The 23,373-nt window shown below is 43.8% G+C and carries 21 protein-coding genes; 9 read left to right on the forward strand and 12 right to left on the reverse strand.

Annotated elements, in window-relative coordinates:
• Positions 1–23: 23 nt before the first annotated feature.
• Entirely contained in the window at positions 24–1,376 is a 1,353-nt protein-coding gene (locus QUB80_RS11540) for a polysaccharide biosynthesis/export family protein (protein WP_289789644.1), read from the reverse strand.
• 122 nt (positions 1,377–1,498) lie between these two features.
• Positions 1,499–2,218, reverse strand: coding sequence for a cyanoexosortase B system-associated protein (locus QUB80_RS11545; protein ID WP_289789645.1), 720 nt, complete (start codon positions 2,216–2,218; stop codon positions 1,499–1,501).
• Positions 2,219–2,431: 213 nt separating this feature from the next.
• Here QUB80_RS11545 and QUB80_RS11550 point away from each other — a divergent pair, with 213 nt between their 5' ends.
• The 4 genes from QUB80_RS11550 to QUB80_RS11565 all read left to right on the forward strand — a co-directional run bounded on the left by QUB80_RS11550 (position 2,432) and on the right by QUB80_RS11565 (position 5,082).
• On the forward strand, positions 2,432–3,061 hold the full coding sequence (locus tag QUB80_RS11550) for a transposase (protein WP_289789646.1): 630 nt from the start codon (positions 2,432–2,434) through the stop codon (positions 3,059–3,061).
• Positions 3,062–3,083: 22 nt separating this feature from the next.
• Positions 3,084–3,314, forward strand: coding sequence for a hypothetical protein (locus QUB80_RS11555; RefSeq protein ID WP_289789647.1), 231 nt, complete (start codon positions 3,084–3,086; stop codon positions 3,312–3,314).
• Between the two features lie 129 nt (positions 3,315–3,443).
• On the forward strand, positions 3,444–3,587 hold the full coding sequence (locus QUB80_RS11560; protein ID WP_289789648.1) for a hypothetical protein: 144 nt from the start codon (positions 3,444–3,446) through the stop codon (positions 3,585–3,587).
• A gap of 520 nt (positions 3,588–4,107) precedes the next feature.
• A complete protein-coding gene (locus QUB80_RS11565) occupies positions 4,108–5,082 on the forward strand; it encodes a WD40/YVTN/BNR-like repeat-containing protein (protein WP_289789649.1) in 975 nt (324 codons plus the stop codon).
• An 8-nt stretch (positions 5,083–5,090) separates the two neighbouring features.
• Here QUB80_RS11565 and QUB80_RS11570 read toward each other — a convergent pair whose 3' ends face one another.
• Complete coding sequence (locus QUB80_RS11570; protein ID WP_289789650.1) at positions 5,091–5,837, reverse strand: PAP/fibrillin family protein; 747 nt, start codon at positions 5,835–5,837, stop codon at positions 5,091–5,093.
• Positions 5,838–5,973: 136 nt separating this feature from the next.
• Between QUB80_RS11570 and QUB80_RS11575 the strand changes: the two genes are divergently transcribed.
• A complete protein-coding gene (locus QUB80_RS11575) occupies positions 5,974–7,407 on the forward strand; it encodes an aromatic ring-hydroxylating dioxygenase subunit alpha (RefSeq protein ID WP_289789651.1) in 1,434 nt (477 codons plus the stop codon).
• Positions 7,408–7,615: 208 nt separating this feature from the next.
• Entirely contained in the window at positions 7,616–8,527 is a 912-nt protein-coding gene (locus QUB80_RS11580; RefSeq protein WP_289789652.1) for an aminoglycoside phosphotransferase family protein, read from the forward strand.
• A 136-nt stretch (positions 8,528–8,663) separates the two neighbouring features.
• Here the strand turns inward: QUB80_RS11580 and topA are convergent, their stop codons facing one another.
• Positions 8,664–10,823 carry a type I DNA topoisomerase gene (gene topA, locus QUB80_RS11585; RefSeq protein ID WP_289789653.1) on the reverse strand — a complete coding sequence of 720 codons (2,160 nt, stop codon included), beginning with the start codon at positions 10,821–10,823 and terminating at the stop codon, positions 8,664–8,666.
• 297 nt (positions 10,824–11,120) lie between these two features.
• On the opposite strand from topA, the gene QUB80_RS11590 reads away from it, so the two are divergent.
• On the forward strand, positions 11,121–11,618 hold the full coding sequence (locus tag QUB80_RS11590) for a hypothetical protein (RefSeq protein ID WP_289789654.1): 498 nt from the start codon (positions 11,121–11,123) through the stop codon (positions 11,616–11,618).
• Between the two features lie 76 nt (positions 11,619–11,694).
• Here QUB80_RS11590 and QUB80_RS11595 read toward each other — a convergent pair whose 3' ends face one another.
• The 6 genes from QUB80_RS11595 to QUB80_RS11620 all read right to left on the reverse strand — a co-directional run bounded on the left by QUB80_RS11595 (position 11,695) and on the right by QUB80_RS11620 (position 18,618).
• Complete coding sequence (locus tag QUB80_RS11595) at positions 11,695–12,930, reverse strand: LL-diaminopimelate aminotransferase (protein ID WP_289789655.1); 1,236 nt, start codon at positions 12,928–12,930, stop codon at positions 11,695–11,697.
• Positions 12,931–13,220: 290 nt separating this feature from the next.
• Positions 13,221–14,207 carry a CapA family protein gene (locus QUB80_RS11600; RefSeq protein WP_289789656.1) on the reverse strand — a complete coding sequence of 329 codons (987 nt, stop codon included), beginning with the start codon at positions 14,205–14,207 and terminating at the stop codon, positions 13,221–13,223.
• 94 nt (positions 14,208–14,301) lie between these two features.
• Positions 14,302–15,012, reverse strand: coding sequence for a dienelactone hydrolase family protein (locus QUB80_RS11605; protein ID WP_289789657.1), 711 nt, complete (start codon positions 15,010–15,012; stop codon positions 14,302–14,304).
• 133 nt (positions 15,013–15,145) lie between these two features.
• Positions 15,146–17,128, reverse strand: coding sequence for an ATP-dependent zinc metalloprotease FtsH (ftsH, locus tag QUB80_RS11610; RefSeq protein WP_289789658.1), 1,983 nt, complete (start codon positions 17,126–17,128; stop codon positions 15,146–15,148).
• A 36-nt stretch (positions 17,129–17,164) separates the two neighbouring features.
• Positions 17,165–17,881 carry a dienelactone hydrolase family protein gene (locus QUB80_RS11615; RefSeq protein WP_289789659.1) on the reverse strand — a complete coding sequence of 239 codons (717 nt, stop codon included), beginning with the start codon at positions 17,879–17,881 and terminating at the stop codon, positions 17,165–17,167.
• A 53-nt stretch (positions 17,882–17,934) separates the two neighbouring features.
• On the reverse strand, positions 17,935–18,618 hold the full coding sequence (locus QUB80_RS11620) for a phosphoribosyltransferase (protein WP_289789660.1): 684 nt from the start codon (positions 18,616–18,618) through the stop codon (positions 17,935–17,937).
• Between the two features lie 848 nt (positions 18,619–19,466).
• Between QUB80_RS11620 and QUB80_RS11625 the strand changes: the two genes are divergently transcribed.
• Complete coding sequence (locus tag QUB80_RS11625; RefSeq protein WP_289789661.1) at positions 19,467–20,960, forward strand: HEAT repeat domain-containing protein; 1,494 nt, start codon at positions 19,467–19,469, stop codon at positions 20,958–20,960.
• A gap of 186 nt (positions 20,961–21,146) precedes the next feature.
• Positions 21,147–21,392 carry a DUF3134 family protein gene (locus tag QUB80_RS11630; protein WP_289789662.1) on the forward strand — a complete coding sequence of 82 codons (246 nt, stop codon included), beginning with the start codon at positions 21,147–21,149 and terminating at the stop codon, positions 21,390–21,392.
• 182 nt (positions 21,393–21,574) lie between these two features.
• On the opposite strand, the gene QUB80_RS11635 is transcribed toward QUB80_RS11630, so the two are convergent.
• On the reverse strand, positions 21,575–22,567 hold the full coding sequence (locus tag QUB80_RS11635; RefSeq protein WP_289789663.1) for a DUF1517 domain-containing protein: 993 nt from the start codon (positions 22,565–22,567) through the stop codon (positions 21,575–21,577).
• A 172-nt stretch (positions 22,568–22,739) separates the two neighbouring features.
• A complete protein-coding gene (locus QUB80_RS11640) occupies positions 22,740–22,946 on the reverse strand; it encodes a hypothetical protein (protein ID WP_289789664.1) in 207 nt (68 codons plus the stop codon).
• Between the last annotated feature and the right edge of the window lie 427 nt (positions 22,947–23,373).

The following is a 23,373-nucleotide window of genomic DNA, read 5'->3' on the forward strand; positions in this document are numbered from 1 at the left end:
CCCCGCGTCTTCCAATCTCTCCTTTACTTGCTACCACCACCACCGAAAGTTTCAAAAAAGCGGATAAAGGACTGAACATCAAAAAAAGGGCGGGTAATAGTAGATACCAAGTTAGTAATTCTACCGACAAGATTACGACCAACAACGATGACATCATTGTCTTGAAGTGGCACGTTTTGAGATGCATCTCCAGAAAGCGCTTTTTTCGCATTCAATCTTTGGGTGATGGCTTTACCTCTTTCTGGATCAAAACGAACTAGAGCAATTTCCCGTAAGTTGGCAGTGTCAGGATTAAGTCCTGCTAAAGCATCAACAAAACTACTACCATTTGGTAGCATTTGTGTAACAAGACCTCCGGCAGCATAATTTAATACCCGAATTTTAATCTGCGGTTGAGCTAAGGACGAACGAGCCACTAAATTGCGGTCATAAGTATCATCGTTAATGAGCTCGCGGCGTGGCACAATGATTGCATCTCCATCTTGCAAGCGCAAATTAGGTACTGTACCGCCATTTTGCAAAGGAGTATACAAATCAATAGTTTGTGTGACTACAGAACCATCTATTAAATGTCGCCGCACTTGTACTTGTCGTAAGTCTGCCATCATGGTAGAACCACCTGATAAAAGCAGAGCATCAGCAACACGAGGCATTGGCGAACCCATAGGATAAATACCAGGGCGGAAAACTTCACCGCTAATTGTGATTTGTACTGGTCGTGGTGATACTAGTGATATGTTCACAACTGGCTCGACTGCAATGCGATCGAGCAACAAGCGGATTTTTTCTTGAGCTTCTGCCATAGTTAAACCTTTGAGGGAAACGGCTCCAACTTGTGGCAAAACAACATTACCCTCTGGATTAATTGCAACCGAAAAATTTAGATCGGGCCGTTGTGACATCAGTGATAAAGTGACAATCGGCTCCACCAGATAGCGATTTAGTAACGAGCAAGTTTTGACTTGTGCTTGTTCCAAAGTTAAATTTTGTAGTGATACCGTTCCCAAAAGAGGAACAATGATATTTCCCTCTGGGTTAATGGCTGCTTGAAAGCTTACATCTGGAAAACGCTGCACCACAACACTAATTACATCTCCTGCTCCCAAGCGATATTGACCTGGAGGGCGTTGAACTTGGATATTAATTAAATCTCCCGGCCCTAAAATGTAGCGACTGAGTTGTGGTGAGATTTGATCGTTGTTAGCACCAGAAGGTACAAATTCAGTGCTTGTTGGGGGAGCAGGAATTTGTACTGGCGCTATGATTGGGGATGGCAGAGTGGGAGTTGTCTGCTGGGCAAAAACAGGTTGAGCAGCGTTTGCAAAGAAAACGCTGACCTGAAGACTAAAAAAATACAGGGCGCTGAATGAACGCATATCACAACTGGGAGCTATGAAGATGCTATCTTAGCCTGTAAATATACTAAATGCTAGTTTTATAATGAAATTTTTTATACAAAAACTCTATTATTTTTTCTATCAATAGATAGTAAATTTTTTTACAAAAAACCAGCCATTAAGGCAGCTTGTACTGTTTCACCAATAGACTTAACCTCAGGCCAAACTGTTTCGATTTGTCCCAAAGGTTCCATCGGCATAAGAATACTAACAGCGACCCAAGCAGCGCGTTGCTTTTGCAATTGTGCGACTTGATCTGCTAACAACCACTGCAAAGGAGATGAATCTCCACCGTTTCGCCAAGCGTACCATTGCAGAACAGCAAAAGTTTGCTCTCTTGTAACGGCGCGAAAGAAACTAGCTGTTACCTTGGTTTCAGTAGTTAAAGCATTTTCCTGGGGGTGCTTGAGCGTGAACTTAACAGAACGATTTTGAGCTTGGTTCCACTGTCCCCAACGCAACCTTCCCCAACTGTCAATGTCTGTCCACTCTACTTGAGGCTGGTTTTTAGGGCCATTTTGGGGTAATAAAAGTAACAAAACTTGAGTGTTGGCACCTTGTTTCTGGAGTACCTGCGATGACCATTTGTGCTCGCCGATTTGTTGTTGAGCTTGTTCAATCGTTTGCCAATTAGGAAGAGTTAATCCTGTCTGGCGTATCTGTCTGAGTTGTTTAAGATTTGTGACAGGAAGTGGTTGTTGCCATTGCCAGCGTCCTGTTAGGTATCCTGGAACTGCTCCTAGCGCTAACAATAGTAGTAATAACAACAGAGCTACTCCCTGAGAAAAGTAGCGTTGCTGGAAAAATTTAGAGTAATTCATCAGTGAATTAGGCAATGTCTAGGTAAGATTTTGCATCTAGAACTGCCATGATGAGTTCAGTAATATCTACAGTAGGGTCAGGTTTTGCCGATAATATCTCGATTGAGACTGATTATTTCCCTGTTAAACGCACCTCTACCAGGAATCCGATTATCGATGTTGATTTTGTAAGGTAATTGGGCAATCTAATTATGGAAATGCTAAAAAAATTACATGAAATATAACCCTGAAAAACATCACCGCCGATCTATCCGTCTTCAGGGATACAACTACTCCCAAGCAGGAGCATATTTCATAACTATTTGTACTTCTCAAAGAGAATGTTTGTTCGGTGAAATTGTAGATGAACAGATGAAATTGAATAATTTAGGAAAAGTCGCTCAGTGGTATTGGCGAATTTTACCTAAATATCACCCGCGATTGCTGTTGGATGATTTTGTATTCATGCCAAATCATTTGCATGGAATTTTGATTTTGACTGATGATTCAGAACATGAAGAGGGAGAAGATTTTGCAAATTGCGATCGCATTGTAGGGGCGGGTTTAACAGAGAATTTATCGGTCTTGAGCAAGATATTATCGGCAAAACCCGCCCCTACCGGGAATTCGACAATCAAGCGACATCATGGCATTCCAGAAATTATTCGTGGATTCAAAACATTTTCCGCCCGTCGTATCAACCAAATCCGCTGTACTCCTGGAATATCTGTATGGCAACGAAATTACTACGAACAAATCATACATAATGAGATTGCTTTAAATACAATTCGTCAGTATATTGCCAATAATCCTAGTTCCTGGGAGATTGACCAACTGCACCCTCAAAATCCTTCCAAATGGTGACTATAGCATCGCGCCTTTATCTGTGTGCAATATTCAACAAGTTTATGAGCCTTTGAAAGACCTAGCAAGTCGTGACTCATCAACTGTCACTGCTGAAGAAGCAATTGAAATTGCTAAAAAAGCAGAGATAGGACTTGATATACTCTTCATGGCTTATGCAAAAGCAGAAAATATGGATTTAGATCCTGACGGTACGGCGACTTGCGAAGCTATTGGGGACAACATGCTCAAGCTTATACTCGTGAAGCATTGAACGATAAATAAATAAATCAATTATTTTTACGACCTTTAACCCATTTAGTTTGAATCTTCGGCATCAATAAATGCCGGGGAGAGTTAATCCAAAGAGAAACGCCAGAAAATCACAGCAACAGGATGATCGGTGAGGCAATTAGAGTATCAGCCTCATTCTAGATCGCCGATCGCAGTACTTTGTGTCGTCAAGCTGAAAGAAAGAGCAGCGATCGCCATTTTTCCAATAGCAATTGTTCAATACTCATACGCTCTTCTGGTTAACGTGCAGTAATACCCTTCTGTGATCGTGTACAACTATAGAGTTTGTGTTGTGGGCGATCGCACTCAACTAGAGGGGTTTTTGACAATGATGAGACGAGAATCACATAGATTTTTGATCTAAATCACAATTTTATATTTGGAGAATTGCCATAAGAGATGGAAGTGATTTATAGAAATTGAAAATTGAGGTAACGACAATGACTTTTAATTTAAGTGATGCTATCCAAGTGATTCTGATTGCTGCTGTTGCTAGTGCAGTCTTGTCTTCCGGTATTTGCTGGAGATTGCCCAAACCTTAAACAAGCAATAGTGAGATTTCTTTATCATCCCACAAAAGCGATCACTTCTCATACCTTACAGTTAGCTGGCCATCTTCACAAAAGCCAGTTTCATCATCAGTGAAAAGTCAAAGCCCCTCCTACCTAAGACAGTCTTATTCTTTAGCAGTAATTACTAGACTGGAGATAGGACAGTCATTTCTTTGACGCTTTGCGTGGCTAAGGTAACGCAAAGAGCTAGGAGGTTTAATTATGGTTGAAGTTGCACAACAGAGCGTAAAACAAGCGACCTTGGATTCTAGCAATTCCGAATCCCAGAGCCGCAAACTTTCTGTACTGGCAGGAACATCCAAAGGGTTGTGGGTACTTGAATCTGAGCAACGAATTGAACTTGAAGGCTTCGATATTACCGCGATCGCTCCCAGTAATGATGGATTATGGGTGATCGCCAATCATAATTCAGTTTGGCAGCGCAACTTGAACGGCGAATGGCGCAAAGTCGCTTCGAGCGAAAACCTACGTTTGCATTGCCTTTTACCCGTTGATGACACCGTTTTAGTTGGCACCTCTGAAGCTCATTTGATGCGAGTTGTCGAAGGAAATATGCAAATTATCGACAGCTTTGAGCAGGCAGAGGGAAGGGACGAATGGTATACTCCTTGGGGTGGATTGCCGGATGTGCGATCGCTGGCACAAGGTACATCGGGTGAACTCTACGCGAACATCCATGTGGGTGGAATCTTGCGTTCTCGTGATCAAGGAAAATCATGGCAACCAACCCTTGATATTCATGCCGATGTCCACGAAGTCAGAACCGTTGCCGATCGCCCTGGTTTGGTTCTAGCAGCGACGGCTCAAGGACTAGCTATAAGCCAAGATGGAGGAGACGATTGGAGCTTTGATCGAAAGAACCTCCATGCAATCTATGCACGGGCGATCAACCTCAGTGGAGACACCATTTTAATGAGTGTTTCGATGGGGCCAAATGGTAGTAAAGCAGCCCTCTATCGGCGATCGCTTGACCAGATGGGAACGTTTGAGAAGTGCGAGCAAGGACTGCCAGAATGGTTTTCAGACAATATCAATACGGGATGCATTGCTACCTCAGGAAATATAGCAGGATTTGCAACTCGTGATGGGCAAATTTTTCTCTCAAATGATGCTGGCTTGACGTGGGAGGGGATTGCATCAGGTTTAGGACTGATTAACTGTCTGACTCTCATCTAATCTCGACATTACTGCCGCTCACATACCAAGAATGTTCCCCGTTCCCCACGAGTAATCCGAAGTTCATCATCAAGATAGAGAATTTCTAGACGACCTTTAGGCGATCGCTGCATGGTGAAACAAACTTCTCCAGTTTCTGGATTCATTGCTTGTGGAGGAACTAAACCAAACATAAGCCAGAATAAAGCGGACTTGAATTTTTCTTGCCAACTTTTTTGTGAGGGTTGCTGCTGTCCAAAAACCGCTTGCCAATCGTTCATTTGATTTGAGTTTTGCGGCGCTAGAGTTCCTCCCGTAAATTTTACTTGTAGCAGGCGATCGCTAACCGGGTAACAGATGCCTTGATTGCGAACAATTCCAGCCAACTTGGGAAGAGACTCGTCAATTGTCGTAAATTCCACAACAATATCGTGGCTGCGCTGTTCTCCTTCCAATAACAAGACAGGTTGTAGAACTCGGTCAATGACCAATTTTAATCCTGTCGGTTGAAACATATTGAAGGCGAGCCGACCGAGGGTATAGGCAAACTTTCCATCTTCAAGTTGTTCCCCTCCTGGAAAATTTGGTGCGCTAATCAACAACCAATTACTATCCAGTAGGGTGCCACTATAGGCTGGTGCTTTCGTCGGGTTGAGAGGCTGGAGATTCTCAATCGCGTCAATTACGGCTTTGTCCTTGGTGCTGCCACCACAAGCAGCAAGCGCCTGACGCAAAGCTGTTTTAGCCGCTGTATATTTTCCCGTATCTACTGCCATAGCGCCATCGGTTTTTTACTTCAACTGATGTTACTTTAGACCATTTCTAAGATTGAATGCGACTCACCAGTACCGTTCAAAAATTGTTACATTTTTTGTGGATAGGAAAATAAAAAGATTTTTTACACCTCCCACCATGTTCAACAGCGTTTTATCTCAACAGGATTCTCAACAAGCACTCACATCCCAAACCATAGCACCACAAGAGTTTCCTGCGGGTGGACTCGATCCAGACCGCTTTGAGTGGCAAGAAGTTTGGTATCCTGTCGCTTACGTTGAAGACCTAGACAAATCTCAGCTAACTCGCTTCACCTTGCTAGAGCAGGACATTGTTTTGTGGTGGGACAAAAATGAACAGACGTGGCGAGCATTTGTAGACCAATGCCCACACCGTTTAGCGCCGCTTTCAGAAGGCAGAATTAACGAGTTAGGACAGCTAGAATGTCCTTATCATGGCTGGTCTTTTTCAGGAACCGGTCGGTGTGAACGTATCCCCCAACAAGCGGAAGGAACAAAAGCAGAAGTTTCTGGGCGTGCCTGCGTGACTTCTATGCCCACCACTGTTCGTCAAGGGCTGTTGTTCGTTTATCCTGGTCGAGCAGAGAATGCGTCTAAAACTAAAGTTCCGATCGTCGAACCCCTCGAAGAAGATCCTGAAGGCTGGATTTGCCTCAATACCTTTCGAGACTTGCCCTATGATGCCCTGACGTTGATGGAAAACGTTCTCGATCCCAGCCATGTCCCTTACACGCACCACCGCACCGTTGGCAATCGGGCTAACGTGTCTGCTGTTGAATTGGAAGTCGTAGAATCAGGGAAGTGGGGGTTTAAAGGGACTTGGGCAGAAGGGCCTCGCAAAGGAACTCTAGGGCGTCAGGATACTACCTTCATTGCTCCTGGACTGATGTGGCACGACCTCACCTCCAAGCAGTTTGGCAGAACTTTGACAGTGGTCTACGCAACTCCGATTCGTAAGGGAGAATGTCGGTTATTTGCCCGCTTTCCCTTCAAGTTCTCCTCCAAATTGCCGGGACTATTTCTCAAGCTGACTCCGCGCTGGTACTCACACATTGGACAAAATAACGTCCTGGAAGACGATCAGATTTTTCTGCATTACCAACAACGGTATCTCGAACAACGAGGCGGCAGTGCCAACTTTACTAAGGCGTTTTATTTGCCGACCAAAGCCGACCTTTTCGTATTTCAATTGCGTTCCTGGGTGAAACAATATCATGCTGAACCCTTCCCAGGAAAGATTCTTCCACCGCCACTGCCTAAAGAAGCTCTACTAGACAGGTATCATTCCCACACGAAAAAATGCAGCAGTTGCCGTACTGCCTTGATCAACTTGCAACGGTTGAGGATGGGAGTAGCTGTAGTGGCAGCATTGGTTTGGGGGCTACTTCCCCTATTGGTGTTGATTCAGGGTCAGGTATCTATCATCACTGCTACCATTTCCAGCTTGGCTGTTGTTAGTGGTGCATTGATTTGGTTTGGTTTGGGCAAGTTGGAGCGACAGTTTTACCAAGGGCGAGAAGTCCCGCCCAGAAATTTGCCAGAGAAAAAATAGAAGAATTTTTGTCAAAATCTTTGTGGTGGCAACTGATTGAAGTAGATTGAAAATCTCAAATATCTAGGACTTACGCAAAATCTCTCTAAAATCCTCTTGACTCTGTTGTCTTTGCGTTCTCTGCGGTTCATTATTCCATAACTCGTACGTAAGTCCTGATATTGTAAGTATATCCGTCCGCCATTTTGGAAGATGATTAAAGGTGCCTATGACTTCTGGCAAAATGCATGTTGACGAAGTAGACACCAACACATCACTCGTGAGCCGATTGCTCGCATCCCAGTTCCCGCAATGGGCCGACCTTCCCATCGAGCCAGTTCAGTCCGCTGGCACAGACAATGCGGTCTATCGTCTCGGTAATGATATGGCTGTGCGGCTACCCCGTATCCATTGGGCTATCGCTCAGGTGGAGAAGGAGCACCATTGGTTGCCGAGACTTGCCTCTTTCCTACCGCTTACTATCCCCATTCCGCTCGCGAAGGGCGAACCTAGTGAGGGCTACCCCTGGCAGTGGTCAGTCTATCGGTGGCTCGAAGGTGAGAGCGCGACGATGGAGTGCATTGCCAATCCACGCCAGGCGGCAACTGATCTGGCGCAATTCATCGCAGATCTGCAAAGGATCGATACCACAGGCGGACCGCTCGCTGTGGACAATAACTTGCGCGGCATTCCTCTAGCGATGCGAGACACGTACACCCGCGAGGCGATCGCAGCCCTAGATGGCATGATCGATACCGATGCAGCAATTATAGTGTGGGAAGACGCCCTTCAGGCACCCGAATGGGATCGCGCACCTGTCTGGTTTCACGGAGACTTGCTACCTGGAAACCTGCTGGTCGAAGGAGGACGCTTAAGTGCCGTAATCGACTTTGGAGGTCTGGGTGTGGGAGATCCCGCCTGCGACTTGATGATCGCATGGGGATTGTTCTCAGGTGAGAGCCGGGACGTGTTCCGCGTAGCACTAGGGATCGATGACGCGACGTGGGCGCGAGGTCGTGGCCACGCACTGTCCCAAGCGGTAATCTTCATCCCATACTACTTGAACACCAACCCTGTGGGAGTCAGCAACGCCCGACGCACGATCAATGCAGTTCTTGCTGACTATTGGGCGAGCAATTGAGGAAGCCTGCAAAGCAGATGTCTTTGAGTAGTCTGAATTCACATAACAATGGCTTGCATCGGATGCTTTTCCGGACGGGGCTTGCGAGGGCAATCACTCTCACAGGCTCTTGATAGGTTTAAAAGCTTTATTAAAGTTAACAATCTAATTCACCAAACTTAGGACTCCACCAGCCTTTTTGCGTACTAAAGTAAGCCACATCCTTATGTTTTTTATCCTGACGGGACTCTTGAGCAGAACACCGTAGCATTGTCTTGTTCTGTCCCTCTTTGACGTAACTGTACTCTTCTAAAGGCTTTTTACACACTGGGCAGGGATATGAAGTTAGCTTCACTGGAGGTGTTTGCGGATTTTTATCTCTGCTTTCTTTGTTTCGAGGTAGTTCCCACTTTTTGTTGAGTTCGTTCCAAAATAGGACGGTATTTTCACACCCACTGACACATTTGAGGAAGTATTTCTTTTTAACTTTAGTACTCTTAATTTTGGCTAGAAAGTTGTTGCAATGAGGGCAGCGAGTTCTAGAAGTTTCATATTTGCGTTCCACTGGAGAAGCTTTAGCTGTATCTGATGTGAAAACCACGGTTTTTGCTTTTGTTAAAGCTGGTGCAAAGTAATTCTGATTCCAGGTTGTTAAGTAGTGCTGCCACCCCTGTTTTCCAAGAGCGATCGCATCGAGGGCATCTTCCATCTTGGCTGTGAATTCTGCCTCCAGCAGATCTGGCAATGCCTTCTGTAAAAAAGCATCGACTTCTAATCCCAAATCCGTTGGCTGTAAATTGTCTTTTGTTAACTGCACGTAACCCCGCTTCTTGAGGGTTGCAACAGTTGGAGCATAGGTACTGGGACGCCCTATTCCTTTGCGCTCCATGAGTTGCACTAGTTTCGGCTCACTGTAACGGGGTGGGGGTTGTGTCTGTTTTTTCTCATGGGCTGCATTTTCCAGGGTTAAGGCTTGTCCCTGCTGCAATAGTGGTAAAACTGTATCCTTACTGAGGTTGTTCCAGTAGCGAGCATAACCGTAGAATTCTACTACTTGACCTCTCGCTTGCCATAATAGCTGTCCAGATTGAGCGATAACTTGAGTTTTACGCAGCCGGGCAGAGCAGCATTGAGAGGCGATCGCTCGTTTCCAAATCATGACGTACAAATTGAATTCATCAGCAGGCAATTCTTGCCGCAATTGGGCTGAGGGACGAAAAACATCTGTGGGGCGGATCGCCTCATGGGCTTCTTGAGCAGTTTTAGCACTGCGGTGCTTGGCAAGTTTTTGCGGTACGTTCTGCGGATCGTTTTGTTCCAACCACTGCCGCGCACTCTTGACAAACTCAGGACTCAACATGACTGAGTCTGTGCGCATATATGTAATTAACCCTGCCTCATACAGCTTTTGGGCGAGAAGCATAGTTTTGTCTGGAGTGAATTTGAGCTTTGAACCAGCAGCTTGCTGGAGAGTGGAAGTCGTGAAGGGTGGAGGTGGTTGGCGATGAACAGTTTTTCCTTCAATCTGAATAATTTGATGAGGATAGCGCCGTGCTTCTTCAACTAACCTGGTTGCCTCTGCTTCCGAAAGCACACGCTTAGACTCTGGTGTTTCTGTGTTGTTTGCAGCTGCATCATCATGGGTTTCTGTTTCTTGTTCTGGTGCTTCTTGTGGAGAATTCGCCGTACCTTTGTAAAAAGCCCGGAACCCCTCGGCATAATCTACCCAAACACTCCAGTAGTCTTGAGGGACAAAAGTTTGAATTTCCCTCTCCCGTTGGCAAATCAGGTGTAAGGTGGCGCTTTGGACTCTGCCGACACTTTTAGCACCATTGTTTAACGCCCAAACTAATGGACTTCCTTTGTAACCTACTAACTTATCCAGACAATCTCGGCATAATCCCGCGCCGATTAAGTTAAAGTCAAGCTTCCTGGGATTGGCGATCGCTCCTCGAACCGCCGATGCTGTAATTTCAGAATAGACAACTCGTTTTGGTTCCCTCAATCCCAGTACTTCCTTCAGATGCCAAGCAATAGTTTCTCCCTCCCGATCTGGATCGGTTGCTAAGACAACTTCATCAACTTGCTTAACCGCAGCTTTTAGTTGCTGGATAGTTTCTTTCGAGCGTTGATCACGAGGTATATAATTGCATCGCACACTACTGCCCTCCATGATGAACCCCAGCGAATCCTCACCTTCATCGCTGAGTTCTCGAATGTGTCCGCAACTAGCACGAACAATCCAATCAGAACCAAGGATTTGACTGAGTTTTTTGACTTTACCAGGAGATTCAACCACTAGAAGGCGTTTGGGCATAGCACTTACTTGTTAAATGCTTGATAACAAAGGCAATTTTTTATCATACATTTAGTATATATGTACTAAAATTATTGCGAGTTGTCCAGATTCCCCTGTTTACACTTTGTTCTTCTGTAGTACAATTGTACTGTACTGGTGAAATCGCCGAAGTCAAAACACTCATGTAGTAGGATGCTTCTTGTTTTTGACTGGAAGCATCTTTCTATTTACAGACAATTAGTATAAAACCAGAGTTTAGTGTATACCAAACAACAATACATTTGTACCAATAATTGTAATAGTAGAAGTAGAGTTATGACTTACAGCTACAGCATGGATGATACAGTGCAAGTAGCCAAGCAAGCCGCTTGTGACATTGAAGCATGGTTGTGGGGTAAGCCGGAAACTATCAATGTTACAAATGTAGAGCATGACCCAGATTACCAGCGCAGAGATGTTGACTTGGTTTGGACAACGAGAACTGGCGATATCCTGATTGAAGTAAAGGGCGATCGGTGGAACAAAACTCGAAACTTTTTCTTTGAAACCCACAGCAATCTAGAGAAGGGAAACCCCGGTTGCTTCATGTACACAGAAGCGCAGTTTATCTTTTACTACTTCGTCAATACTTGTCAACTGTACCAATTACCGATGCCAAAGACGCGGGAGTGGTTTTTGATTACCATGCGCCGTTTTCAGGAACGTTCGACGATAACACCAGTGGGGAATAGCTATTACACTACTGTAGGGCGACTTGTGCCAGTGACAACGGTGATGTTGGAAGTGCCGGGTGTGAAAATGGAGCAGTTGTAAAAGATAAGTTTTCACAAAGGTTGTTTTCTCTGGCAACTGCCAAGCCCGGTGGGCATTGCCCACCGCAACTTTGACTCTACACCTTAAACTTCTCGGTAATGCGTTTCATTGCCTCTTCGACATTCTCCCGGCTGTTAAATGCGGAAATGCGGAAGTAGCCTTCACCCGCAGCCCCAAAGCCTGAACCAGGTGTACCTACAACATTGCAAGTATGCAGCAATTTATCAAAGAAATCCCAGCTAGAAAGACTATTAGGTGTTTTCACCCAAACGTAAGGAGCATTTACACCACCATATACAGCTAATCCGGCTGCTGTTAGTTGCTCACGGATAATTTTGGCGTTTTCCAGATAAAAGCTAACTAATGCCTGGGTTTGCGCCTGTCCTGCTTCAGAATAAACTGCTTCAGCCCCGCGTTGCACAATGTAGGACACGCCATTGAATTTAGTAGATTGGCGGCGATTCCAAAGTTTCCACAACTCGACATCGGAACCATCAGCGGCTTTGGCTGTGAGGTTCTTAGGTACAACCGTTAAGGCGCAGCGAGTTCCGGTAAATCCGGCATTTTTAGAGAAAGAACGAAACTCGATCGCACACTCTCTTGCTCCTTCTATTTCGTAGATAGAGTGTGGAATCGATGGATCGGTAATAAAGGCTTCGTAAGCTGCATCAAAGAAAATAATTGAGTTATTAGCTCTAGCATAGTCTACCCATGCTTTGAGGTGTTCTTTGGTGGCGGTTGCACCAGTGGGGTTATTGGGGAAACACAAGTAAATTAAATCGACTTTCTGCGAGGGAATTGTCGAGGTGAAGTTATTTTCTGCTGTAATTGGCAGATAAACTAAGCCCTCAAATTCGCCTTTATCGTTGGCTTTCCCAGTATTTCCCGTCATAACATTAGTGTCTACATATACAGGATAAACCGGGTCTGTAACGGCAATGGTGTTATCGTGACCAAAGATTTCTAGAATATTGCCAGTGTCGCATTTAGAACCATCAGATACAAAGATTTCCGAAGCATCAATTTCGCATCCCCGTGCTTGGAAGTCGTATTTGGCGATTTTCTCCCGCAACCAAGCATAACCTTGCTCTGGGCCGTAGCCTTTAAAAGTAGCGCGATCGCCCATTTCTTCCACAGCTTTAATCATCGCTGTGCGGCAAGCTTCTGGTAGTGGTTCGGTGACATCACCAATTCCCAAGCGGATGATTTTGGCATCTGGATTCGCCTCAGCAAAGGCATTAACTCGTCGCGCAATTTCGGGAAACAGGTAACCTGCTTTGAGCTTCAAGTAGTTGTCGTTAATCGTTGCCATAGTAGATTGTGAAAAACGCCCTAGATAAAACAGCTTACTGCTAATTGATATGGGCGATACCTTTATTGCTTATTACTATCGAATAAAAGATATTGATTCTCAAATTCAGGACTTACAAAAATCACTCTCTAACTGTTTTCCCCGTGTTCTCTGTGTCTGGAGTGGTTTTATTCTTCCGTAATTGGCAGAGGGAAGGATGAAGGAAACAGTAGTCAGAAGTCAGGAGTCGGAATCTTCTAAATTCTGACTCCTGACTTCTAAGTTCTTTTTCATACTTCATACTTCAGCCTTCAGTTAACTTCCAATCCTTCAGGTGATTTTAAAACGCATACAGTATTAAATGCTGCACATAAAAATTGCATCCGTTTGCAGATAGCTTCAAATTCATCTCCTTTAGCAAGGTCAACTCGTGCATAGCGCAGACGAACTGGTATTAAACGCAACCTACGCAAACCTTTACTATCCACTTCTACAAGAAATACAAATGACCAGTCATTACGTAGGAGCGGATCTACTGCATAATCATCCAGAAAATCGCCTGTGTCATAAAGAATTAAACCATACTTATAGTTTTCTATACCCTGGAATAAATGGGCAGAATGACCGTGAAAAATATCTACGCCGCAATCTATAACTGCGTGGGCAAAGCGGCGAAAGTGGGGTGGTGGGGAAGTGACCATATTTGGTCCCCAATGAGCAGAAACGATTACCAGTCCAGCGCCTGAGCGCCGTAACTGCACTATCCAAGATTCAATCAGTGCTAAGGTTTTAGAGTCAGAGCGGATTGGCAGATAGTTAGTGCCAGGGCGATCGCTTGTTGCTGCAAATTCAGGCTCGTTATCTGTAATTGCAATAATACCTACTTTGAATCCGCCAACATTAATGACGGCTGGAGTTGTTGCCTCTTTGATATTTCTACCCGCCCCAGCATGATGAATTCCGGCAGCATCTAAATAGTGCAACGTATCGAGTAACCCTTGTTCTTCAAAATCTAGCGTATGATTGTTGGCAAGACTGACAAAACGAATATTGCCAGCACGAAGCACATCTACTGCGGCGGGATCGGCACGAAAGTAGAAGGCTTTTGGCGTTTTGCTCCATTGTTGAGGGTGCTCGGTAATAGCGCATTCCAGATTGGCAATCACAGCATCTGCTTTCTGTAAAATCGGCAGGACATTACCCCAGAAATCATCAGGCGATCGCCAAGGAATTTCTTCGTTGACTCCTCGACCGAGCATAACATCACCAATAAATGCTAGGTTGACTAACTCTTTCATAGAAATCCATAGCAATCCTAGAAAAATTTAGTAGCTAATGGCTAATCGCTAATGGCTAAACAAGTTAAATCCTCTTTCCTACCTACGGAAGCCGCTACGCGTCTACTGCCTCCTGCCCTCTGCCCTCTGCCTTATCACTTGAGAGATACCGCTTAAACCACCCAGTCGCCAATCGCGCTACTTCCTCTAATGTTCCTGGTTCTTCAAATAGGTGAGTTGCACCAGGAACAATCTCCAGTTCTTTGTCAACACGCAGTAATGCCAGTGCATCCTGATTCATGCGAATCACTGGAGTATCGTACCCGCCAACAATCAGGAGTGTTGGTGCTTTGACACGACCTAATGCCGAACCAGCCAAATCCGGGCGTCCACCACGAGAGACTATTGCTCTTACGGCTTGCGGACGTTCTGTTGCCGCTAGCAATGCAGCAGCAGCCCCAGTACTGGCTCCAAAGTAACCCACCCCAAGATTAGTTGTGTCTGGGTTTTGGGCAAGCCAATCTGTCGTATCAACTAACCGCGATGCCAAAAGACCAATATCGAAGCGCAGATGTCGTGTCCGTAAATCCACCGCTTCTTCTTGGGCTGTCAGTAAGTCAATTAACAAAGTAGCTAAACCGTAAGTTTGCAGTACATCAGCAACATATTGATTACGAGGACTGTGCCGACTGCTACCACTACCGTGAGCAAATAATACAATCCCTTGAGCATTTTCAGGAATGACTAGATTACCCTCTAGCTTGACCGAGCCTGTTGTAATTAAAACCAGGTTCTGTTGAGCTTTCCATTCTGATGTCTTATTCATATAAGCTCAGTCTCCCTTTAAGTAATAAAAAATAAAAAATTTCAAAAATTAATTGATAACTAACAAAATCCAATCAATTCGTAAAACTAAGTGCCATAGCTAGCAAATACACTTCTCCTGTAAGATATACTTGCTAATTTTTTCCAGTCCGGTCGTTTGAGTACCATTCCAAGTTATTGGCATGGGTAAGTGGTCTGGGGATTTTGCCTGTACGCAGCCATTCATCCATTTCTGGTGGAGATTGGACACACCGGAGTCGCGATCGCAACTCTTCTCCCTCCAGAACTTCTTTTTGTAAAAGGATTTGGGCTGTTTCTTCCAACAATCCCCGATTCTTGTCTAAAATTTTTAGGGCAATATAGTGTGCTCTATCGACAATTTCTTTGACTTCTTGGTCAATTTGCTCGGCAATCTTCTGGCTAACTGTGCGCCGAGGATTGGTAAACCCTTCTAAAAACTCTTGTTTAATTTGCTCGAAAGCAATAGGGCCAAGAGTATTACTCATACCATAAAGCGTGACAAACCGCTCTGCTAAATCGGTTGCTTTTTGAATATCATCACTAGCACCAGTAGAAACTTTATTAAGAATCAACTCCTCTGCCGCACGTCCACCCAATAACGTTACAATCCGCCCACGAATTTCATCTTCTGTCATCAAAAAACGGTCTTCCTCTGGTAATTGCAGCGTATAACCCAAAGCACCGACACCACGAGGCACAACAGAAATTTTTTCCACGCTGCCACCTCCAGGCGCCAGCGTTCCAATCAGTGCGTGTCCAACTTCATGATAGGCAACAGTTTTTTTCTCATTGTCATTGAGAATGCGGGATTTTTTCTCCAACCCCGTCAAAACTCGCTCAATCGCTTCTTGAAAATCAGCCATTGCCACAGTCTGATGGTTGCGGCGAGCTGCCAGTAATGCTGCTTCATTGACGAGATTCGCCAAATCTGCACCTGCAAACCCTGGAGTCCGAGCCGCTAATTTTGACAAATCCACATCAGTTGCTAACTTCACGTTTTTGGCGTGAATTTTGAGAATCGCTTCTCGACCAATTTTATCTGGACGATCTACCACAACCTGACGGTCGAATCTACCAGGACGACGCAATGCTGGATCTAAAACCTCTGGACGGTTGGTAGCAGCCAGGATAATCACGCCTGTGTTGGAATCGAAACCATCCATCTCCGAAAGTAGTTGATTGAGAGTTTGCTCCCGCTCATCATTACCACTTAAGTGCGGCCCCACATTAGCACGGGATTTACCTAAGGCATCAAGTTCATCGATAAAAACGATACAAGGCGCTTGGTGCTTTGCTTGTTCAAACAAATCTCGCACCCGTGCAGCACCAATACCTACAAACAGTTCGATAAACTCAGAACCAGAAATACTGAAGAAAGGAACAACTGCTTCGCCTGCAATGGCTTTTGCTAGTAGGGTTTTTCCTGTTCCCGGAGGCCCAATCAACAATACTCCTTTAGGGATTTTTGCCCCTAAGCGGGTATATTTTTCTGCATTTTTGAGAAAATCAACAATTTCTTGCAGTTCTGCTTTCGCTTCATCAACACCAGCAACATCATCAAATTTCACACCTGTATTGCCCTCTGAGTAAATGCGAGCCTTGCTTTTACCTACTGTCAGCGCTGCCTGTCCTCCTATTTGACTGCGGTTCATCAACCATCCCCAAATCGCAAAGAAAATTAACGGTGGCAAAACCCAGCTAAATAAAGTTGAGATCCAACCAGTGCGGCTAGGAGGCGGAGCGGCAAACTCAACATTATGCTCCCGGAGCAGCTTTTGCGACTCTAAATCGAGTGGTATTGGTGTGGTAACAAACACCTGTTTGGATTGCGTGTCGGATTGTTTTGTAGTTGGTTCTGGCTTCAGTTCATACTCAATTTGGTTTGTATCAACGACTGCGCGAGCAACTTTACCAGCTTCTACCTGAGAGATAAATTCACTGTATGGTACGTGATTACGGGCAGGTTGTACCCACAGAAGCATATTTAAGAACATCAGTAATGATAACCACAGCAGTACACTACTGCCCATATGCCGAGGTTGTGGTGTTTTGCTTTGGCGATCGCGATCGCCACCACCGTTATGATCCACTGGCATGGTTGATTGCTCCTTTTAAATGGGAATCGGTTAGAACTAAACGAGTGACATCGCATGAACGTGTAAGTCTCGCTGCTGATCTGTGGTGAGGTGATGTTTAAACCACTGACTTGCTAACCTTCCTACTTCTTGAAGTGCTCCTGGCTCGTTAAAGTTGTGAGTTGCCCCTAGAATTATCTCCAGTTGTTTATTTGGGGCAGAAATTAATGCCAATGCATCTTCATTCATTGCTATGACTGGTAAGTCATTACTCCCTACAATCAACAGTGTGGGGGTTTTCACGCAGGAAAGGACTTCACAAACCAAGTCAGTTTGACCGCTATATGAGACAATTGCCCCAACTGCTATTGGATGTTCTGCTGCTGCTAGCAATGCCGCACCACTGCCAGTTCCATAACCGAAGAAACCAACCTTAAGTTTGCTGGTGTTAGGATTTTCAGCTAACCAGTTAGTTGCTTTGATTAAACGCATAGCTAAGTGTTTGGTATCACACTGGTAATGCTTGGTTCGCAAATTGATCGCTTCTTCCTCTTTTGTCAGCAAGTTGATTGCAATAGTTGCTAGCCCCGCCTGACGCAGTATGTGGGAGAGATAGCGGTTGCGGGTGCTGTATCTGCCGCTACCACCGCTATGAGCAAACATGACAATTCCCTCAGCAGTTTCAGGGACAACTAGTTCTGCTTCTAAGTAAGCTGAGTCAATCTTGACTGTAATTATTTCCTCTTGTGCGTCCCATATTGATTTTGTATCCATTGGTATTCCCCTCCCGATTGCGCGTCTAGATGTTGTGAGGGCTGTTGAAACGGCTAAAAGCTCAGTTCCATTAAGCTTGAAAGCCGATCGCTAGCTGCAAATTGTCTTGCTAACAGTTCCCGTACTTCTTCATCAGTTGTTTGCGAGAAATTTTCATACCAAAGACCGATCGCATACAATGGCTCTGGTGTTGATAAACACACTATCTCTTCCACTTCGGTTTGCAACTCTTGGCAGGTAGCAAGAGGTGCGACAGGAACTGCTACAACTATCCTTTGGGGATGCTGCTGTCGCAAAATAGCAATAGCAGCACGTATAGTTGAACCCGTAGCAATACCGTCATCGAGCAAAATTACAATGCGATTACGCACATCTAATGGTGGGCGTTCTCCTCGATAGACGTGATCGCGACGTTGTAATTCTCGCAATTCTTTGGTTGCAACTTCATCTATCGTTTTACTGGAGATTCCCAACCAACTAATCACATCGTAATTGAGTACCCGAATCCCACCTGCTGCGATCGCACCCATTGCTAGTTCTTTGTGATGAGGTACACCAAGTTTTCTAACGATACAAATATCTAAGGGAGCATGGAGTGCCTCTGCTACTTCAAAAGCTACTGGTACGCCCCCGCGAGGCAAAGCTACAACTAGCACATCCGGGCGGTTGGCATAAGCTGCAAGTCTTCTAGCTAACATTTTGCCTGCTTCAGCGCGATCATGAAATTTTATCGTCATATTTCTCACCTCCTTGCTTAGGTAGATCGCTCAGAACTATTTTTGTTTTTTCAAGTGCAAAAAGAATTAAGAAGGTAAAAGTGAAGTCTTGATTGTATTGTGCAACACGAACAAGCAAATGCTTAACTTGTTTTCTTCATCACAGTTTGAGTTACAGTATTTTTCTAATTCACTTTTGGCAATCGTTTATTGTTACTGTTCAAGTTTGCTCAGGGAAAGGATTATCATTAATCAAATTTAGGAAGAAGTAAATATATGTTAACTTTGACAACTTTTGTTGATGGGGGATATATTGTGAAAGGTTATTTGCAGTGTTAGTTGCATAATGCCTCCTCACTGTTAGATATTTATTGCTTGTATGAATAAGTTTTTCAGGAATTTGACTTAAGATGTCTCCTCCTAGTCACTTTTGCATTCATGCTCTTGCTTAATTGCAAATTAGCGTGGAGGTATTTGCTAAATAGCCGCTCTTTGGCAAAGATTGTAGATTATTTTTTCTTTTAGTGCTTTGGCGTTTGTAATTTTTGCTTGGTTACTTGAGTGGTGATTATACTCACTTGTCTACCATAAAAAGAACTAGTAAGTCATTACGATCGCTCTATTTTTAATTGCTTCACATCTAGGAGTTAACAATTAGGAATTGGGATAGCTTTGAAATTTTGAATGCAGGCGATCACAACTCTACTCTTAATTTAGATCATTGCATTAAAAGCCAACAAATGCCACTATTAAGATAAAAAATGACATAAAAACAACAACTGAATTGGGTACTAGGATTTCTGATTTCCCAATCCCTAGTTATCCTACCTTTATTGGCTTAGAATAATCATTTCTGTTCATAAATTGGCATGGGTAAAAGCAAAGATAAGTTGCCACCTTTGGAGTTGCTGCACAACTCGCCATCTGTTGTGCTCAACCTCAGCGATCAAAAATTTAAACAAGATTATTTAAATAACCTGCAATGGACACAACCCATAGTGCAGATGTTGCAGGAACTAGATGATGAGGTACAGGTGGCACGAGTTGTTCGGTTAGCTTTAGAAGTAGATTTGATTTTGGGGGCAAAGCTAGCAGGAGTGGTGAAACAAGAGTTCAAAGAACATACAGTGAGTTTAGTTGCTTGCCTAAAAGTGCCTGAAACTTGTCGGAATTATCTGTTGAGGATAACAGGTTATAAAAGGGCGATCGCATTTCATGAAGATGACTATCCCCAAAACAAAGAAAACTGTGAGCATTGCACCGCAGAAACTTCTGTCTTAGAACCGACGAGCGATAGTGTAACTGTAGATGCTCTAATTGAGGGTTTGTTGGATCAAAGCTCTGGTGTGCGGCGATCTGCTGCGATTCAATTAGGGCAAATTAACGCACCACAAGCGTTAGATGCTCTAATTCAAGCTGTAGGGGATGAAGATTCGATTGTACGTGCTTGTGCGGTTTGTGCTTTAGGAAATATTGGCGATCCATTGGCAGTAGATGCGCTGATTCAGGTTTTAAACTCAGATGACTCTGATGTTCGTGTTTGTGCTGTTGAGTCATTAGGACAAATTTACCATCCCTCGTCAATCAATGCCCTGATCGAAGCTTTACAGGATCAAGATTTTAATGTTCGCAGTTTTGCGGCTATTGAGTTAGGACAAATTGGTGATGACTCTGTGATTGATAATTTGATTGGGGCGTTGCAAGATGAGAATTTTGAAGTTCGGGAAAACGCTACTGAGTCGTTAGGAAAAATTGCCAACCCAAAAGCGGTAGATGCACTGATTCGGGCTTTAAAAGATGAAATGCCGGAAGTGCGTGGAGGAGCAGCTGGTGCTTTAGGACAAATTCGAGATCCAAAAGCAGTGGATGTGTTGGTTCAAGCTTTAGAAGATGAAGACTATGGTGTTCGCATTCGCGCTGCCCATGCATTAGGACATATCGGCGATGTTGTGGCTGTACCTGCTCTGATTAATGCTTTGAATTATGGAGGCATCAGCGAAGCGGCTGCCTGCGCCTTAGCAACTATTGGTACTCCTTTAGCGGTGGATGCTCTAGTTCAAGCTTGCAAAGGTGAACAAGGTAGCTATATTTACTATGATTCTCTTTATGCCATAGCACAAGTAACCAATCCGTTGTCATTGGATATATTAGTTGAAGCTTGTCAACACGAAGACTTTGCTGTGCGTGAAATTGCAGCAGAGGCTTTAGGAAAAATAGGCGCTCCTCAAGCACTGATTCATCTGTGGGAGATGCTAATTACTACACCTGATATTAAAGTTAGCTCAATAGTAGAAGCGATCGCCTCAATTCAAAAAAGCTGTGGTTATTATAATTATACGCTCTACAAGGCAAATAAATCTTAATAGTTTTTGATAAGATGAGCATTAAAAAATCTTTTTAGTTAATAAATAAAATGATTATCCTTTGCTAAACCTCAGTCTATTGATGTACTACCAAAGTAACAGAAACAAATACTACAATTGACAGTCCCTAACAATTGATATGCAACGATAGCATTTAAGTGTATAGCTTAGTGGAGGTGAGGAAATATGGTGAAGCCGTCTGAGCCAGTTCTTCACGAAGAACCCCGTAATCAGAGAGCAGCTGTTATTCCTCTCAAGCATGAAGAATCATTTCTCGAATGGTTGAGAAATAGAGGTCGATTAATACCACGTGGTACCGAAGAATACTACGATTATGACGATGAGGAAGAAGAAGAACTAAGCTCAATCATAAGTAATACTACTTATGATTATGAGGAACAAGAAACTGAACAACTGGATTTAGAGGAATGATATCGAGTTCACTTAAAGACTTATCATTGAGACTGGCGCGGAGAGTTTTGAATGATAATTAATTAAATGAATTTGAGATGATTTCTTCTGAGTAAGTAAATATAAATAAACTTGAAACACAGAACCCCGACTTCTCTAAGAAGTCGGGGTTCTTCTTAATAAGTGGAATTTTCCACCTCAATCTACACCAGTTTTAGCTCTGGGTATTGCGCCAGTATATCATCAGTGGTAAGGACATCGCCTTCTGCTTGGGGAGTCCACAGCAGTTCAATCGCCAACAGTTTTTCGCTGGGGATGCTACCAATTTGACGTAAGGCTTGACGCAAGTCATCAGCACTGTTAACTTCTGAAATTTCAAATTTACCTAGAGTCGCCGCCAGTAAAGTCACTATAATGTATTCTCCTGGCCCTTCGGTAATCAAACGGGTTGGATTGTCTAGTTCACCACTAGAAGGTAAAGCACCTTTAGGATTAGCTGCTTTAAGCTGGTTATTGACGTTAGATAAAGTTTCCTCAGTGAATTTGCTACGTTCAGCCAATGCTAAACGGTTAAATACACCTTCTGCTGCATTCAAACGTGCTTGTTGTGTGCTACCACCTGCATATACCCAGTATTCTGGATGGCGAAGTAAAGCCAGGCTGGCTTCTTGTAATACTTCAGTTCTACCTTCTGGAGAGTTGGTATCAGCAGTTTCAGCAATGCGATTCAGTTCGGGTTGTAAATCGCGAGCTTGAGCTAATAATCCCACTTGCAAACGCGCAATTGAAATAGGAGGATTATTGCTGTAGCCAACTTCTTCGTAGCCACCCTCATAGCCACCACTGGTAGCACGACGGAAAGTTTGGACTAAAAAGCCAGCGATCGCCAGAAAAATTAGCAAGCTAAATAATCCGCCACCGACACCAAAAATCGGCACGACAAAGGGAAATCCCCATCCACCACCTGGATACACAGGATAGGGCGCTGGATAGTATCCTCCACCAGGAGGTGCGTAAGTCCGGGGTGATGAGTAGGGGCGGCTACTGGGCGCTCTGAAGGAACCACCACCAATCCTGCCTCCGCTACGGGCTGCTAGTGCTCCATCGGCTTGACTTATCACCAATGCGAACACTGCGACCAGAACAAATAGGGATTTTAAAAGCGGTTTGATGGCTTGTTGTAGTTTTTTACGCATAACACATTGCTTGAAAAACGGTATTTGGTTATGATTTTCTCACTAGGGTAGGATGTTTTTGTTTAGTCAGTGACGCCAGTCCATGGCCCGGAGCGAGTTTCCATTAGTAGTAGCTCTCATCACAGGCTACATCTTCAATGTACCGTTTCCAACCCGATATCAACAGCTATCTTTAGAGGGTATTCCGATCGCAATAACCGTACTTGTATTTTTTTTGTTCTAAAAGGGGACGCTTGAAGAGGACAAGGGGCAGGGGAGACAAGGAGCTGAGGGAGTAGAGATCGGTAAGAATAAATTCTCCCCCATCTCCCATCTCTTCCTCTTCTCCCAACACCCAGTCACCAATCCCTAATCCCCAATAAAGTTGCCATTTTGGCAAGACATTTTGTTTTGATTCAGCTATTGTGTTTATGACTAAAAAGAATACCTAATAAAAACTTTTCCGGTTATTCTCTCTTAAAGCTGTATGAGGTTAGTATGCAGCTATTTACTAAAGCGGGATTCTACAATTATTATTTTACAAAATTTAGTGGAGTTAGAAAAATAACTAGTATTGCTATATTTTTAGTTATCAAATTTAAATGATTTAGCACAATTACAATTTTTGTATTTTATACAAATTATTTCATAATTCAAAATTACTCAAATATAAAATTACTTTGTAGTTCCTGCTATATAAATTACTATGACAGCACTCAAATACTAATTCTTCAAAATTGTTAGTTAAATAATATTAAGAAACTAAAATGAATGCAAAAAAATATATATAAATATCAAAAAATTATGTATAATTATTTACAATTTAA

The organism is Chlorogloeopsis sp. ULAP01 (genome assembly GCF_030381805.1).
GTDB lineage: Bacteria > Cyanobacteriota > Cyanobacteriia > Cyanobacteriales > Nostocaceae > Chlorogloeopsis.